16 protein-coding genes are annotated in these 14519 nt (G+C 60.4%); 5 read left to right on the top strand and 11 right to left on the bottom strand.

Annotated elements, in window-relative coordinates; translation table 11 throughout:
* Positions 1–13: 13 nt before the first annotated feature.
* Positions 14–190, bottom strand: a complete 177-nt coding sequence (locus tag PYR65_RS03480) for a hypothetical protein (protein ID WP_276119912.1) — start codon at positions 188–190, stop codon at positions 14–16.
* Between the two features lie 104 nt (positions 191–294).
* On the opposite strand from PYR65_RS03480, the gene PYR65_RS03475 reads away from it, so the two are divergent.
* A complete protein-coding gene (locus PYR65_RS03475) occupies positions 295–1017 on the top strand; it encodes a sugar transferase (RefSeq protein WP_276119911.1) in 723 nt (240 codons plus the stop codon).
* 127 nt (positions 1018–1144) lie between these two features.
* On the opposite strand, the gene PYR65_RS03470 is transcribed toward PYR65_RS03475, so the two are convergent.
* The 8 genes from PYR65_RS03470 to PYR65_RS03435 all read right to left on the bottom strand — a co-directional run bounded on the left by PYR65_RS03470 (position 1145) and on the right by PYR65_RS03435 (position 9706).
* Positions 1145–2863: an ABC transporter substrate-binding protein gene (locus PYR65_RS03470; protein WP_060639058.1), complete on the bottom strand. Its 1719-nt coding sequence runs from the start codon at positions 2861–2863 to the stop codon at positions 1145–1147.
* A gap of 75 nt (positions 2864–2938) precedes the next feature.
* Positions 2939–3358, bottom strand: a complete 420-nt coding sequence (locus tag PYR65_RS03465; protein ID WP_276119910.1) for a DUF2160 domain-containing protein — start codon at positions 3356–3358, stop codon at positions 2939–2941.
* Positions 3358–4182 carry a carbohydrate ABC transporter permease gene (locus tag PYR65_RS03460; RefSeq protein WP_060639057.1) on the bottom strand — a complete coding sequence of 275 codons (825 nt, stop codon included), beginning with the start codon at positions 4180–4182 and terminating at the stop codon, positions 3358–3360. Before PYR65_RS03460 ends, PYR65_RS03465 begins: the two co-directional genes overlap by 1 nt.
* A 20-nt stretch (positions 4183–4202) precedes the next feature.
* On the bottom strand, positions 4203–5069 hold the full coding sequence (locus tag PYR65_RS03455) for a carbohydrate ABC transporter permease (protein ID WP_276119909.1): 867 nt from the start codon (positions 5067–5069) through the stop codon (positions 4203–4205).
* Between the two features lie 2 nt (positions 5070–5071).
* On the bottom strand, positions 5072–6142 hold the full coding sequence (locus PYR65_RS03450; protein ID WP_276119908.1) for an ABC transporter ATP-binding protein: 1071 nt from the start codon (positions 6140–6142) through the stop codon (positions 5072–5074).
* Between the two features lie 10 nt (positions 6143–6152).
* Positions 6153–7247 (bottom strand): ABC transporter ATP-binding protein, encoded by a 1095-nt coding sequence (locus tag PYR65_RS03445; protein ID WP_276119907.1) that lies wholly within the window; start codon positions 7245–7247, stop codon positions 6153–6155.
* Positions 7248–7294: 47 nt separating this feature from the next.
* A complete protein-coding gene (gene glpD, locus PYR65_RS03440; protein ID WP_276119906.1) occupies positions 7295–8836 on the bottom strand; it encodes a glycerol-3-phosphate dehydrogenase in 1542 nt (513 codons plus the stop codon).
* A 105-nt stretch (positions 8837–8941) separates the two neighbouring features.
* Positions 8942–9706, bottom strand: coding sequence for a DeoR/GlpR family DNA-binding transcription regulator (locus tag PYR65_RS03435; protein WP_276119905.1), 765 nt, complete (start codon positions 9704–9706; stop codon positions 8942–8944).
* A 174-nt stretch (positions 9707–9880) separates the two neighbouring features.
* Here PYR65_RS03435 and PYR65_RS03430 point away from each other — a divergent pair, with 174 nt between their 5' ends.
* The 4 genes from PYR65_RS03430 to PYR65_RS03415 all read left to right on the top strand — a co-directional run bounded on the left by PYR65_RS03430 (position 9881) and on the right by PYR65_RS03415 (position 13820).
* Entirely contained in the window at positions 9881–10651 is a 771-nt protein-coding gene (locus PYR65_RS03430; RefSeq protein WP_276119904.1) for an SDR family NAD(P)-dependent oxidoreductase, read from the top strand.
* Between the two features lie 30 nt (positions 10652–10681).
* Positions 10682–11575 carry a LysR family transcriptional regulator gene (locus PYR65_RS03425; protein ID WP_276119903.1) on the top strand — a complete coding sequence of 298 codons (894 nt, stop codon included), beginning with the start codon at positions 10682–10684 and terminating at the stop codon, positions 11573–11575.
* 272 nt (positions 11576–11847) lie between these two features.
* Positions 11848–12267: a formate dehydrogenase subunit gamma gene (locus PYR65_RS03420; RefSeq protein WP_407951301.1), complete on the top strand. Its 420-nt coding sequence runs from the start codon at positions 11848–11850 to the stop codon at positions 12265–12267.
* Positions 12264–13820, top strand: a complete 1557-nt coding sequence (locus PYR65_RS03415) for a formate dehydrogenase beta subunit (RefSeq protein WP_276119902.1) — start codon at positions 12264–12266, stop codon at positions 13818–13820. Before PYR65_RS03420 ends, PYR65_RS03415 begins: the two co-directional genes overlap by 4 nt.
* Before the next feature lie 35 nt (positions 13821–13855).
* Here PYR65_RS03415 and PYR65_RS03410 read toward each other — a convergent pair whose 3' ends face one another.
* Together PYR65_RS03410 and PYR65_RS03405 are read right to left on the bottom strand one after the other, a co-directional pair.
* Positions 13856–14281 (bottom strand): type II toxin-antitoxin system HicB family antitoxin, encoded by a 426-nt coding sequence (locus PYR65_RS03410; protein ID WP_276119901.1) that lies wholly within the window; start codon positions 14279–14281, stop codon positions 13856–13858.
* A 33-nt stretch (positions 14282–14314) separates the two neighbouring features.
* Entirely contained in the window at positions 14315–14509 is a 195-nt protein-coding gene (locus tag PYR65_RS03405) for a hypothetical protein (RefSeq protein ID WP_276119900.1), read from the bottom strand.
* Between the last annotated feature and the right edge of the window lie 10 nt (positions 14510–14519).

The raw sequence follows: 14519 nt of genomic DNA, 5'->3' as shown, positions 1-14519 counted from the left end.
CCGCCCGCAAACATCAAGCTCGTTGGAAGCCCGGCCGGGCAATTCCGGCCCGCCGCATATTAACCACGGCAACGGATTGGATTCGCGAGGCTTTCGCAAAGAGGCTATTCTTTAACAAATCGTTAAAATGGACGATATCGCGCCCAAGACGGAACAGTCCCGAAAGCATCTGACGCATCATCAGCTGCATTCGGCGCTCTGTACGACAGCAATCCGCCTCTGCCGCGAATTCTTCATTGAGAACGATCGACGCGACAACGGATTGCTTGTCCAAAGCCGACGAGATGTAAAATCATGACGGAAAAAACATTGCCGCAACCAACAGCGCTGATCCGCCCAGTGGACAGCGGCCCGCTGACCGCAAGCGCCGCGACGCTTCGCGGCGAGCAATCCCACGCGGACGGCAGCCAATTTTACCTCACCCCGGTCCGGGTCCCGAACCTGCCTGTTCAATTTGCAATCAAACGAACCATCGATGCCACCAGCGCACTTCTGGGGCTGATCGTGCTTTCTCCCGCCCTGACAGCCATTGCCGTCCTCATCAAGCTGGACAGCAGAGGTCCGGTTTTCGTCCGGCAGCTGCACACGGGCCTCGACGGCGCTCCGTTCGAACTTTTGACATTCCGCTGCAAGACGACGGATACCCTCGATCCTCCGTTCACGCCGCTGGGACGCTTCCTGACAAGGACCCGTCTCGCCGTATTGCCGCGATTGTGGAACGTGCTCTTAGGCGACCTCTCGCTGATCGGCCCCCGCCCGCATGTTCCCGACATGATGGCTGCTGGGCGCAGCTATGACGGCCTCGTGCGGGGATATGAAGACCGCAACCTGATGCGGCCGGGGTTGACCGGACTGGCGCAAACGCGCGGCCTCACTGGCCCGGCCGGCCAGCACTGGATGGCGATCCGCCAGATCATCTGCGATGCCGATTATATCCGGAATTTCTCGCTGTTCCTGGACATGAAGATCATCTTTCACACAGCGATCAATGCAGTGAAGCGCCAGACACGTTTCTAACCGCCGCACACCACACTTTAACAAACGAAAACCGCCCGGAAATCATCTCTCCGGGCGGTTTCATTTTCAACGGGTGCTGAAAGCGCGCTCCGGCGCCGGAATGACCCGGCGCCGGTTTGCTCGCTTGTTACTGCCAGCTCTTGACCAGTTCGTCATAGTTGATGGTAACCGGCTTTTCTTTTTCGTTCTCGATCTTCAGCTGGGGTGCGAGATTGCCCTTGGAAACGGCATCCTTGTTCCAGTATTCGAGATCGTGCTCTTCGGCGAGCTTCGGACCGATATCGCCCTGGACACCGGCGCGCTCAAGGCGCTGAAGCACCTTTTCCTGCTCGGCGCACAGCGAATCCATGGCTTCCTGCGGTGTCTTGTTGCCAGCTGCGGCATCACCCACAGCCTGCCACCACAATTGCGCCAGCTTCGGATAGTCCGGAACGTTGGTGCCGGTTGGCGACCATTGGACGCGGGCCGGCGAACGGTAGAACTCGATCAGACCGCCGAGTTCAGGCGCACGCTTGGTGAAGCTTTCATGGCGGATCGAGGATTCGCGGATGAGCGTCAGGCCGACATGGCTCTTCTTCACATCAACGGTTTTCGAGGTCACGAACTGCGCATAGAGCCATGCGGCCTTGGCGCGGTCTTCCGGTGTCGATTTCATCAGCGTCCAGGAACCTACGTCCTGATAGCCGAGCTTCATGCCGTCTTTCCAGTAGACGCCATGCGGCGACGGTGCCATGCGCCATTTCGGCGTGCCGTCCTCGTTGACGACAGGCAGGCCCTTCTTGACGGCATCGGCGGTGAACGCCGTGTACCAGAAGATCTGCTGGGCAACTTCACCCTGGGCCGGAACCGGGCCGGATTCGGAGAAGTTCATGCCCTGGGCTGCCGGCGGTGCATAAGCCTTCATCCAGTCGAGATATTTCTGGATGGAGTAGACGGCGGCCGGGCCGTTGGTATCGCCGCCACGCGCGACGCAGGAACCGACCGGCTGGGACTTCTCGTTGACCTTGATGCCCCATTCATCGACCGGCAAGCCGTTCGGAATGCCCTTGTCGCCATTGCCGGCCATCGAAAGCCAGGCGTCGGTGAAGCGCCAGCCGAGTGACGGATCCTTCTTGCCGTAGTCCATGTGACCATAGACCTTCTTGCCGTCGATCTCGCGGCCGGTGAAGAATTCGGCAATGTCTTCGTAGGCAGACCAATTGACGGGAACGCCGAGGTCGTAGCCGTACTTCGCCTTGAAGTCCGCCTTGTTCTTCTCGTCGTTGAACCAGTCATACCGGAACCAATAGAGGTTGGCGAACTGCTGGTCGGGAAGCTGGTAGAGCTTCTTGTCCGGCGCCGTCGTGAAGGACGTGCCGATGAAATCCGGCAGGTCGAGCGTCGGCGAGGTGACATCCTTGCCTTCGTTGGCCATCCAGTCGGTCAGGTTGCGAACCTGCTGGTAGCGCCAATGCGTGCCGATCAGATCCGAGTCGTTGACATAGGCGTCATAGATGTTTTCGCCCGACTGCATCTGCGTCTGCAGCTTTTCGACGACGTCGCCTTCGCCGATCAGGTCATGGGTGATCTTGATGCCGGTGATCGCGGTAAACGCCGGGGCAAGAACCTTGGATTCATATTCATGCGTCGTCAGGGTTTCGGAAACGACCTTGATATCCATGCCGGCGAAAGGCTTCGCAGCATCGATGTACCACTGCATTTCCTTCTCCTGGGAGGCGCGATCGAGCGACGAGAGGTCGCCGACTTCCTTGTCCAGGAACTGCTTTGCTTCGTCCATGCCCGCATATGCGGACCCGGTAAAGGCCAGCAGCAGAACTGCTGTCGATGTTAAAAGGTGCCGTCGCATAATTGTCCTCCCTTAAAGGTTTTGCGATTGCAGTATCGGACTGCCTCCCCGGCAATCCGTTTCAGTAATCTTGTCTCAAACCAGCTTGAACACGCCGATGGCGTAGACAACGGAAAGAGCAAGAGCCCACCACACGTTGGGACCGACAAGTCCCAGCCATGCGAGATGAATGAAGGCGCTGCCGAGCAGCGAGACGAACAGCCGGTCGCCGCGCGTCGTCTCAAACCGCAGGATGCCGACGCGCGGATTGCCGCCCGGGCTGGCATATTCCCAGACCGCCATCAGCGACAGAAGTGCAAAGATCGTCAGAAAGAACATGGCGCCGGGAAAGGACCAGGCCATCCAGCCGCCGCGGACCAGCGGCGCAAACCAGTCGCGCGCGCCGTCCTTGACCGGCAGCGCCATGATCAGCAGCCCGGTCAAGACAGCGTAGACGACGAGGACGGCGGCCAGTGCCAGCGGCCAGCGGTTGGTGCGTTGGGTGATAGCGGCCATTAGACCCTCCCCAGGGCGAAGCCCTTGGCAATGTAGTTTCTGACGAAATAGATGACGATCGCGCCGGGAATGATCGTGAGCACGCCGGCCGCCGCCAGCACACCCCAGTCCATGCCGGAGGCAGACACCGTCCGTGTCATGATCGCGGCAATCGGCTTGGCATCGGTCGTCGTCAGTGTCCGGGCGATCAGCAGTTCGACCCAGGAGAACATGAAGTTGAAGAATGCCGCCACGCCGATACCGGATGCGATCAGCGGGATGAAGATCCGGATGAAGAAGCGCGGGAAGGAATAACCGTCAATATAGGCGGTTTCGTCGATTTCCTTCGGCACGCCCGACATGAAGCCTTCAAGGATCCACACCGCCAGCGGCACGTTGAACAGGCAGTGCGCCAGCGCCACGGCAATATGCGTATCGATCAGGCCGAAGGCGGAATAGAGCTGGAAGAACGGCAGCGCGAACACGGCCGGCGGCGCCATGCGATTGGTGAGCAGCCAGAAGAACAGATGCTTGTCGCCGAGGAACCGGTAGCGCGAGAACGCGTAGGCCGCAGGCAGCGCCACCGAAACCGAGATGACGGTGTTCATCACCACATAGATGATCGAGTTGATATAGCCGTTATACCAGGACGGATCGGTGAAGATGACAGCATAGTTGCGCAGCGTCGGCGCATGTGGATAGAGCGAAAAAGCACCGGTAATCTCGGTATTCGTCTTGAAGCTCATATTGACGAGCCAGTAGATCGGCAGGAGCAGGAAGATGATGTAGATCGTGGGCACGATCCAGGAGAAGCTGCGGCCGGTCGAATGTGTTGCGGTGGTCATTGTTTTCCTCCCTCCGCCCGTCAGCTCTGCGCATCGCTATTGGTCATCACGGTGTAGAATATCCATGAGAGCAACAGGATGATCAGGAAGTAGATGAGGGAAAGTGCTGCTGCCGGACCAAGGTCGAACTGGCCGATGGCCGTCTTGACGAGGTCGATCGACAGGAATGTGGTGGCATTGCCGGGACCGCCGCCAGTGATGACGAAGGGCTCGGTATAGATCATGAAACTGTCCATGAAGCGCAGGAGGAAGGCGATCAGGAGCACGCGCTTCATCTTCGGCAGCTGGATATAGCGGAACACGGCCCAGCGCGATGCGCCATCGATCTTGGCTGCCTGGTAATAGGCATCCGGGATCGACACGAGGCCAGCGTAGCAGAGCAGCACGACAAGGCTCGTCCAGTGCCAGACGTCCATGACGATCAGCGTTACCCAGGCGTCGAAGACGTTGTTGACATAGTTGTAGCGAATGCCGATCGCTTCCAGCGTATAGCCGAGCAGGCCGATATCGACGCGCCCGAACACCTGCCAGATAGTGCCGACGACATTCCACGGAATGAGCAGCGGCAGCGACATCAGGACGAGGCAGACGGGAACGCCGAACCCGGTCTTTGGCATGTTGAGCGCGATCAGGATACCCAGCGGAATCTCGATCGCCAGGATGATCCCGGAGAAGATCAGGTTACGCGTCAGCGCATCCCAGAAGCGGTCGGACTGCAGCACCTGGATGAACCAGTCGGTGCCCGCCCAGAAGAATTCATTGTTGCCGAACGTGTCCTGTACCGAATAGTTGACCACCGTCATCAGCGGGATGACCGCCGAGAAGGCGACCAGCACCAGCACCGGCAGGACCATGAACCAGGCCTTGTTGTTCCAGGTCTTTTCCATGATCAGGCCTCCCCGCCTACACGCCAACTGTCGGCGTAGATATTGATGGCCGCAGGATCGAAGGTGATCTTCGGTTCCGCCGGGATCTCGCCGTCCTCATGCACGACGATGGCGATCGGCCTGTTGGCGAAGGTGGCGCGCACGATCTTCTGGCGGCCGATATCCTCGACCTTGGAAATCACAACCGGCATGCCCTCGCGGCCAAGCCGCACGAATTCCGGGCGTATGCCGAGCTCCGTCTTGGCGCCAGCTGCGAATTTTGGCGCAAACGACAGGGCGAGCGTCTCGCCACCGAGATCGACCGACGCGCCATCGATCTTTGCCGGCAGAACATTCATGCCCGGAGAGCCGATGAAATAGCCGACGAATGTGTGCTTCGGCTTTTCGAAAAGCTCGGCGGGCGTGCCGATCTGGACGATCTCGCCGTCATACATGACGACGACCTTGTCGGCGAAGGTCAGTGCCTCGGTCTGGTCATGGGTGACATAGACCATGGTGAAGCCGAACTGCTTGTGCAGCCGTTTCAGCTGCGAGCGCAGCACCCATTTCATATGCGGATCGATGACGGTCAGCGGTTCGTCGAACAGGATGGCGCTGACATCGGAGCGGACAAGACCACGGCCAAGCGAGATCTTCTGCTTCTGGTCGGCGGTCAGCCCTTGAGCCTTCTTCTTGGCACGGTCGGACAGGCCGATCATCTCGAGGATTTCCGTGACCCGGCGATCGACTTCATTTTCCGGAACGCGGCGATTGCGCAGCGGAAAGGCCAGATTATCGTAAACGGTCATCGTGTCGTAGATCACCGGGAACTGGAACACCTGGGCGATATTGCGCTCCTGCGTCGACAGATTGGTGACATCCTTGCCGTCGAACAGGATCTTGCCTTCGGACGGCTGCAGCAGGCCGGAAATGATATTGAGCAGCGTGGTCTTGCCGCAGCCGGACGGGCCCAGCAGCGCATAGGCGCCGCCATCGTTCCATTCGTGATGGACTTCCTTCAGCGAATAATCCGAGGGTTTCTTCGGGTTCGGGCCGTAGGCGTGGCGGATATGGTCGAGATTGATGCGTGCCATGATGTTTTCCTCACGCCCCCCGAACGGTCTGGCTTGCGGCAGAGCCGCCGATCGCGCGTCCATCCGGCCCGAAAGCCATCAGGTGGCGGGTATCGACGAAAAGCTCGATCGCCGTATCCGGCTCGATGTCGTGGATGCCGTGTTCGAGCATGACCCAGCGGGATCCCGCGCAATCGACATGGATGAAGCTTTCCGAACCGGCGATTTCCGAAATGATGATGCCCGCCTTCAGCGGTGCCGCTGTGTCGTGCGGGCGCGCCAGCGACAGGTGGTGCGGATGGAAGGCGATCGTATAGGCGCCATCGGCCATGCCGCTAAGATGCGCGGGCACCGGCAGGACGCTGAGCCCGCCACGCTCGAATGCATCGCCGGACTTCACCACGTCGAGCGTATTGAGCGGCGGATCGGCAAAGGTTTTCGCGGTGACGATATCGGCCGGCTTGCGATAGACCGAGATCGTCGGCCCGAACTGGCTGATGCGCCCCTGGTGCATCGTTGCGGTATGGCCGCCAAGCAGCAGCGCTTCCTGCGGCTCGGTCGTTGCATAAACGAAGATCGAACCGGCGGCGGCAAACAGTCTGGGCAATTCTTCGCGCAGTTCCTCGCGCAGCTTGTAATCGAGATTGGCGAGCGGCTCGTCGAGCAGGACGAGGCTGGCATTCTTGACGATGGCGCGCGCCAGCGCCGTGCGCTGCTGCTGGCCGCCCGACAGGTTGAGCGGCGTGCGCTCCAGATAGGGCGTCAGCTTCATCAGCTCGGCCGCCTTGCGCACTTCCCGGTCGATCGTTGCCGAATCCTTGCCGGAAATGCGCATCGGCGAGGCGATGTTCTCGTAGACGGTCATCGCCGGGTAATTGATGAACTGCTGGTAGACCATGGCGACGGAGCGATCCTGCACCCGCACGCCGGTCACGTTCTTGCCGTCGAAGGTGATGGTCCCGGTCGTCGGCTTGTCGAGACCGGCCATCAGCCGCATCAGCGACGTCTTGCCGGAGAGCGTCGGGCCGAGCAGCACATTGAGCGAGCCCCGCTCCAGCACAAGATCCGTCGGATGGATATGCGTATCCGCCCCCACGACCTTGGTTATGTTTTTCAGTTCCAGCATTCTCAGGCTTCCTCCCAGCCGCAGGCAGCGCCATCCCGGCGCGGCCCTCAGGCAACGTTGCGGATAGTCTCCCGCATGTATTCCTCCAACCCGGCGGCTTGCGCCTGGGTCAATGTCAATCCGAGCTTGGTGCGGCGCCACAGGATATCCTCGGCATGCCGCGCCCATTCCTGCACCATCAGCCACTGTACCTCGACCTCATAGAGATCAGCGCCGAAATGCCGCCCAAGATCCTCCGTCTTGCCGGCACTGCCGAGCAGACTTGCGGCCAGCGTCCCATAAAGCCGAACCAGGCGGCGGGCGTAGCGCTCGGCCAGAAAGGGATAGCGGCTCTTGAGCTTTGCCACCTCGGCCTCATAGCCGGTCGCCGGAAAATCGCCGCCCGGCAGAACGCTTTTTGCGGTCCACGGATTGCCCTTTGCACCGATCGCGCCGGCGATCTTTTCCAGCGCATGTTCGCCGAGACGGCGATAGGTCGTCAGCTTGCCGCCGAAGACGTTGAGCAGCGGCGCTTCGCCCTCTGCGCCATCGACCTTCAGCACATAGTCGCGCGTTGCTTCCTGCGCCTTCGACGCACCATCATCAAACAGCGGCCGCACGCCGGAATAGGTCCAGACAACATCGGCGGGCTTCACGGGTTCGGAAAAATACTCGCTCGCCGCATTGCAGAGATAGGTGATCTCGCCTTCGGTGATCTGGATGTTCTTCGGATCGCCGGTAAAATCGTTGTCGGTCGTGCCGATCAAAGTGAAATCGGTCTCGTAGGGGATCGCAAAGATGATGCGGTTGTCGGGGTTCTGGAAGAAATAGGCGCGCGGATCGCTGAACTTCTTCTTCACGACGATATGGCTGCCCTGTACCAGCCGGACATTATGGACATCGTTCTTGCGCACCGCATGGGACAGAACCACATCGACCCAGGGGCCGGCCGCATTGACCACCATGCGCGCCTTGAACGTGCTGACGGCACCGGTCGCCGTATCCTCGACATTGACAGACCAGAGGCCGTCCTTGCGTTCCGCCGACACAACGCGGCTGCGCGTCATGATCCGCGCGCCCTTCAGCGCCGCATCCTTCGCATTGAGCACGACCAGGCGGGCATCATCGACCCAGCCGTCGGAATATTCGAAAGCCTTGGTAAACAGCGCCTTCAACGGCTTGGCAGCGGGATCGCGCCGCATGTCGAGCGTGCGGGTCGCGGGCAGAAGTTTGCGGCCGCCGATATGATCGTAGAGGAAGAGGCCGAGACGGATGAGCCAGGCCGGGCGGATGCCACCCTTGTGGAACGGCAGCACGAAGCGCATCGGCCAGATGATATGCGGCGCCATCGCCCAGAGCACTTCGCGCTCCATCAAAGATTCGCGCACCAGACGGAATTCGTAATGCTCGAGATAGCGCAGCCCGCCATGAATGAGCTTGGTGGCGCGTGAGGATGTGCCGGAAGCAAAATCGTCCATTTCCGCCAGCGCAACCGAGTACCCACGGCCAACCGCATCCCTGGCGATGCCGCACCCATTGATGCCGCCACCGATCACGAAAATGTCGAGTACATCCTGCGCAGGCACTGCTTCCCCTCCCACATTTCGCATTGCACAATTTTGAGCAGATGCGAAAGCAAAAATAATTAAAGCGAAAACCGTACGAATGTCAAACGAATGTTTATAGAAAACAAGACGCCGCTAAAATCAGCAATTTCAGCGCGCGGTTTCGATCAGCCGCACATCCTGGTCCTGGCAGATATTGCGGACGTTCTCGATCGGACAAATATCGGTAATGAAGGTGTGAACCTGGGTAATATGACCAATCCGCACGGGTGCCGTGCGCTCGAATTTGGTTGAATCCGACACCAGAATGACATGCCGCGCATTGGCGATGATCGCCTGCGCCACTTTCACTTCGCGATAATCGAAATCCAGGAGCGCGCCGTCATGATCGATCGCGGATGCGCCGATGACGGCATAATCCACCTTGAACTGGCGGATGAAATCCACCGCCGCCTCGCCGACGATACCGCCATCGGCACCGCGCACGACGCCGCCGGCAATCACCACCTCGATCGAGGGGAAAACCCGCAAGCGATTGGCAACATTGATGTTATTGGTGATGACCATCAGCTCCGTGTGGTCGAGAAGCGCGTCACCGACGGCTTCGGTCGTGGTGCCGATATTGATGAACAGCGACGAATTGTTCGGGATCATCGCCGCCGCCGCCTGCCCGATCGCCTGCTTTTCCAAGGCCGCGATCGACCGTCTGGCCTCGTATTTCACATTCTCGTTGCCGCGCGGAAAGATCGCCCCGCCATGGATACGCGTCAGCACCCGGCCGTCACAGAGATCGTTCAGATCCTTGCGGATGGTCTGTGGTGTGACAGAGAAGCGCGCCGCCAGTTCATCGACGAGAACCCGGCCTTCGGTCTTGGCAAGGTCCAGGATTTCCGACTGGCGCCCCGTCAGATACATGTTTATTCCTCCCCGTCGTTTTCGTTTTCTTTCATAATAGGCAAAAACGAAAGCAGCGCAATTTCATAAACGCGGCGAGTGCTTGAAAATGAAGCCTTGGCACAGGAAGACGGAACCGCCGCGTTGCAATTCCGGTCATCATGCGACAGCCTGTCGGTCGCGGGAGGGTTTTCAATGTTTCATCCATCTCTGTTCAAGGGCCTCAACATCGTCGTCACCGGCGCCGGCCGTGGCATCGGCCTTGAGGTCGCACGCCAGTTTCTCGATTGCGGCGCCACCGTCTATCTGCACGGCGGCCGCGTGGCGCGCGAACCGCTGCCCGATTTTCTCGATGCGGCCCTGACCGAAGGCCGGGCGTTTCTCTCCTATGCCGATTTTTCGAGCGCAGGCGGTATCGAGCTTCTGGCGGCCGGCATTGCCAGGCGCTTCCAGGCGATCGATGTCCTCGTCAACAATGCGGGCACGATGGTCGGACGGTTTTTGGCCGGCGAACTGACTGACGAGCAATATGAGACGGTGGTTCAGCTGAACCAGACCTCCGTGGTGCAGACCACCCGCGCACTTCTGCCGCTCATCCGGCGCGGCACGCATCCGGCCATCGTCAACACCGTCTCCATCTCGGCACTCACCGGCGGCAGCGCCGGATCGGCGATCTATTCTGCCACCAAGGCCTTCGTCTCGACCTATTCCAAGGCGCTCGCCCGCGAACTGGCGCCGGATGGCATTCGCGTCAACTGCGTGTCGCCGGGAACGATCACCACCGATTTCCACGAACGCTATTCGTCCGCCGAAAAGCTCGAAGCCACCCGCAAGACCATTCCGCTGCAGCGGCTCGGCACGGCCGAGGATTGCGCGCCGGCCTATTTGTTCCTCGCGTCCAACGCGCTCTCGGGGTACATCACCGGGCAGGTGCTGGAAGTGAATGGCGGCCAGTTGATCTGCTAAAAGCAGATCTCCGCAGCGGGAGGGTGGCGGTTGATCGATAAGCTGGAATTCTTCATCGCGCTGGCGCAGGAGCGCCATTTCGGCCGCGCCGCCGATCTCTGCGGCATTACCCAGCCAACGCTATCGGCTGCGATCAAGCAGCTGGAGGATCAGCTCGGCGTCATGCTGGTCAATCGCGGCTCGCGCTACCAGAGCCTGACGCCGGAAGGTCAGCGCGTGCTGGAATGGGCACGGCGGATTGTCGGTGATAGCCGAACCATGCACGAGGAAATGCGCGCCGCCCGCCGCGGCCTTGTCGGTCATATCCGGCTGGCGGCGGTTCCAACCACGCTTGCCATGGTGCCGCGCATTACCGGCCCTTTTCAGGAGAAGCATCCGGACGTCACATTCTCCATTCTCTCCACCACATCCCTGAAAATCCTCGGCCTCCTGGAAAATCTGGAGATCGATGCCGGCCTCACCTATCTGGAAAACGAACCGCTCGGCCGCGTCACCAGCGTGCCGCTGCAGGTGGAGCGCTATCATCTGGTTACCGCTGCGGGCACCAGCCTTGCCGATCGCGAAACTGTGACCTGGAAGGAAGTCGGCGGTATTCGGCTTTGTCTATTGACGGCCGACATGCAGAACCGGCGCATCATCAACCAGCATTTCGCAGAAGCCGGCGTTACCGTGTCGCCGACACTGGAATCCAACTCGATGATCGTGCTCTTCTCCCATGTCCGCACCGGTCACTGGGCCAGCATCATGCCCTATAACGTCGCGAAATCCTTCGGTTTTCACGATGACATCAAGCTGATCCCGATCATCGAACCGGATGCCCGCCACACGGTCGGCCTGGTCGCAACGCATCGCGAACCGTTCACGCCGCTCGTTTCAGCCCTGCTGCATGAGGCCCGCATTCTGGCTGACGCTCAGGCCCTTTGATAGAAAACACCTATCGCTTAACGGAATACGCCTATTGACCCTCCTCCCACCTGCTGACACCCTGTGTTTTCAGTGTGTGGACTGCAAAACCGCGTGTTTCTGGCGCTTACCGGCCTGGAATACGGATAAACGAAGTTCTGGAGGGGACTTCGTTTGGTCAAAGGATCGCAGATCACGACAGATTGTTCATTTCAGTTCGGGAGGTCTGAACGTTGAACCTGCATGTATCAAGCCGTGATATCGGTGAACGGACGCTGGATATTGTCAGCGAGATGAAGTCGCTCGAAGGGCCGCTTCTGCCGATCCTGCACGAGATCCAGGCCGAGTTCGGCTATGTGCCGCAGGAAGCCCTGCCGGTCATTGCCCGCGAACTCAACCTGTCGCGCGCCGAGGTTCACGGCGTCGTCTCCTTCTATCACGACTATCGCGACCACCCGGCCGGCCGCCATGTGCTCAAGCTCTGCCGGGCAGAAGCGTGCCAATCGATGGGCGGCGATGCGCTGGCCGAACGGGTAAAATCTCTGCTCGGCATCGATTTCCACCAGACGACGCTCGACGGCGCGGTGACGCTGGAACCCGTCTACTGTCTCGGGCTCTGTTCCACCGCACCCGCCGCGATGCTCGACGGCGAGGTGCACGGGCGGCTCGATGCGGATGCGGTGCGTGACCTCGTTGCGGAGGTGCGGGCATGACCGTGCGGATTTTCGTCCCCCAGGATGCAGCAGCACTGGCCCTTGGCGCAGATCGCGTCGCCAAGGCGTTGTCGCAGGAGATCGGCACGCGCGGCCTTGACGCTACGATCGTGCGAAACGGCTCGCGCGGCCTGCATTGGCTGGAACCTTTGGTCGAGGTGGAAACGCCTGAAGGCCGCATAGCCTATGGTCCGGTCAAGGCCTCCGATATCGCCTCTCTCTTGGATGCAGGCCTCGTGACCGGCAGTCACCACCCGCTCTGTCTCGGGAAGACCGAGGACCTGCCCTTCCTGAAAAACCAGACACGGCTCACCTTTGCCCGTTGCGGCATCATCGATCCGCTGTCGCTGGAGGACTATAAGGCGAATGACGGCCTGAAGGGCCTGGCCAAGGCCGTGGCGATGACCTCCGCTGACGTGGTGGCGCAGGTCACCGAAAGCGGCCTTCGCGGACGCGGCGGTGCTGGTTTCCCGACCGGCATCAAATGGAAGACCGTTCTCGATACGGCCGGCGACCGCAAATATATCGTCTGCAACGCCGACGAGGGCGACAGCGGCACCTTCGCCGACCGGATGATCATGGAGGGCGATCCCTTCGTGCTGATCGAGGGCATGGCAATCGCCGGTCTTGCAACTCTTGCCACCAAGGGTTTCGTCTATATCCGCTCGGAATATCCGCACGCCATCGCAACGATGACCGAGGCTGTCGGCATTGCCCGTGCCGCCGGGATTCTGGGGCCTTCGGTGATGGGCTGCGGCCGGGCTTTCGACATCGAAATCCGCACCGGCGCCGGCGCCTATGTCTGCGGCGAGGAAACGGCGCTTCTCAACTCGCTGGAAGGCAAGCGCGGCATCGTGCGCGCCAAGCCGCCGCTGCCGGCGCATAAGGGCCTGTTCAACTGTCCGACCGTCATCAACAACGTCATCTCGCTTGCTTCCGTACCGGTCATCATGGACAAGGGCGCGGCCTTTTATAAGGACTTCGGCATGGGCCGCTCGCGCGGCACCATCCCGATCCAGATCGCCGGCAACGTCAAGCATGGTGGACTGTACGAGGCGGCCTTCGGCCTGACGCTCGGCCAGATCGTCGATGAGATCGGCGGCGGCACCGCAAGCGGACGTCCCGTCAAGGCGGTGCAGGTCGGCGGCCCGCTTGGCGCCTATTTCCCCCGCGCCCTGTTCGACACGCCGTTCGATTACGAGGCCTTTGCAGCCAAGGACGGCCTGATCGGCCATGCCGGCATTACAGTCTTCGACGACACCGCCGACATGCTGAAACAGGCCCGTTTCGCCATGGAATTCTGCGCCATCGAAAGCTGCGGCAAGTGCACCCCCTGCCGCATCGGCTCGACCCGTGGCGTCGAAACCGCCGACAAGATCGCGCAAGGAATCGAGCCCGAGAAGAACCTCGCCCTGCTCGCCGACCTCTGCAACACGATGAAATTCGGCTCGCTCTGCGCACTCGGCGGCTTCACGCCCTACCCGGTGACCAGCGCGATGAACCACTTCCCGGACGATTTCCGGCCGGTACCTCTGGTGGAGGCGGCGGAATGAGCGCGCGCCCACTTCGCGTTACCGGACAGCCCTGTCTAGGCGGCATCCTGGGTGGAGATGATAATCTCCTGCCCCAACGCCCGAAGGGCTTCCCGCAGGGGCCCGATTTTGGAGGCATGATCCGGATCCAGCAGCCGTCGCGCCTCATTTTCAGTCTTTCCAAGCCGACGCGCCAGTTCGCTTTTCGAAATGCCGGCTGCGATGAAAGCCTGGATCAGGGCGAGTTTGGCCGCAACATCCGGCTCGACGGGAACGAGCACTCCACCGGCACTGCGTGGTTCCGGTATCCTTCGCCCATCCTGCACGATGCCGCGCAAGGCCAGTCCCAGCGCTTCGCGCGCGTTCACAAGAGCGTCTTCCCGCGTCATGCCTGCAGTGATGGCTTCCGGCACATCGGCGAAGGTCACGACAAATCCGCCGTCGGGGTCGTCTTCCAACGTCGCGTGAAAAGCGTAAAACATCGATCGCTCCTTATCCGTATCTGGAACTCGCATTCATTCGAGACCAAGCTGCTTTCTGACCAGCCGCATATACATTGGCGTCAGATCCCCGGACTTCACCGTCGAAATCTTTCCGCCGCATTTTATCCGATAGTGCGAGCCCTTGCCTTTATCCTCAAAGATTTCCAGCTCGATTTGCCGGGTCTTGGCAAGCTTGCGCAAATCTCGAAGAAATTGCTCGCGTTTCACGTTGCCTCTC

The sequence above is a fragment of the Pararhizobium qamdonense genome (assembly GCF_029277445.1).
GTDB classification, from domain to species: Bacteria; Pseudomonadota; Alphaproteobacteria; order Rhizobiales; family Rhizobiaceae; genus Pararhizobium; species Pararhizobium qamdonense.
Note: the sequence above shows the minus strand (reverse complement) of the source record. Positions and strands in the feature narration are given on the sequence as shown.

What these genes read in the sequence shown, in the direction of transcription:
- PYR65_RS03420 (WP_407951301.1), top strand. Translation starts at nt 11,848, where the DNA reads ATGAAGTCGCTCGAAGGGCCGCTTCTGCCGATCCTGCACGAGATCCAG.
- PYR65_RS03465 (WP_276119910.1), bottom strand. Translation starts at nt 3,358, where the DNA reads ATGGCCGCTATCACCCAACGCACCAACCGCTGGCCGCTGGCACTGGCC.
- PYR65_RS03470 (WP_060639058.1), bottom strand. Translation starts at nt 2,863, where the DNA reads ATGCGACGGCACCTTTTAACATCGACAGCAGTTCTGCTGCTGGCCTTT.
- PYR65_RS03480 (WP_276119912.1), bottom strand. Translation starts at nt 190, where the DNA reads ATGCAGCTGATGATGCGTCAGATGCTTTCGGGACTGTTCCGTCTTGGG.
- PYR65_RS03460 (WP_060639057.1), bottom strand. Translation starts at nt 4,182, where the DNA reads ATGACCACCGCAACACATTCGACCGGCCGCAGCTTCTCCTGGATCGTG.
- PYR65_RS03430 (WP_276119904.1), top strand. Translation starts at nt 9,881, where the DNA reads ATGTTTCATCCATCTCTGTTCAAGGGCCTCAACATCGTCGTCACCGGC.
- PYR65_RS03445 (WP_276119907.1), bottom strand. Translation starts at nt 7,247, where the DNA reads ATGCTGGAACTGAAAAACATAACCAAGGTCGTGGGGGCGGATACGCAT.
- glpD (WP_276119906.1), bottom strand. Translation starts at nt 8,836, where the DNA reads ATGCGAAATGTGGGAGGGGAAGCAGTGCCTGCGCAGGATGTACTCGAC.
- PYR65_RS03415 (WP_276119902.1), top strand. Translation starts at nt 12,264, where the DNA reads ATGACCGTGCGGATTTTCGTCCCCCAGGATGCAGCAGCACTGGCCCTT.
- PYR65_RS03435 (WP_276119905.1), bottom strand. Translation starts at nt 9,706, where the DNA reads ATGTATCTGACGGGGCGCCAGTCGGAAATCCTGGACCTTGCCAAGACC.
- PYR65_RS03450 (WP_276119908.1), bottom strand. Translation starts at nt 6,142, where the DNA reads ATGGCACGCATCAATCTCGACCATATCCGCCACGCCTACGGCCCGAAC.
- PYR65_RS03475 (WP_276119911.1), top strand. Translation starts at nt 295, where the DNA reads ATGACGGAAAAAACATTGCCGCAACCAACAGCGCTGATCCGCCCAGTG.
- PYR65_RS03455 (WP_276119909.1), bottom strand. Translation starts at nt 5,069, where the DNA reads ATGGAAAAGACCTGGAACAACAAGGCCTGGTTCATGGTCCTGCCGGTG.
- PYR65_RS03410 (WP_276119901.1), bottom strand. Translation starts at nt 14,281, where the DNA reads ATGTTTTACGCTTTTCACGCGACGTTGGAAGACGACCCCGACGGCGGA.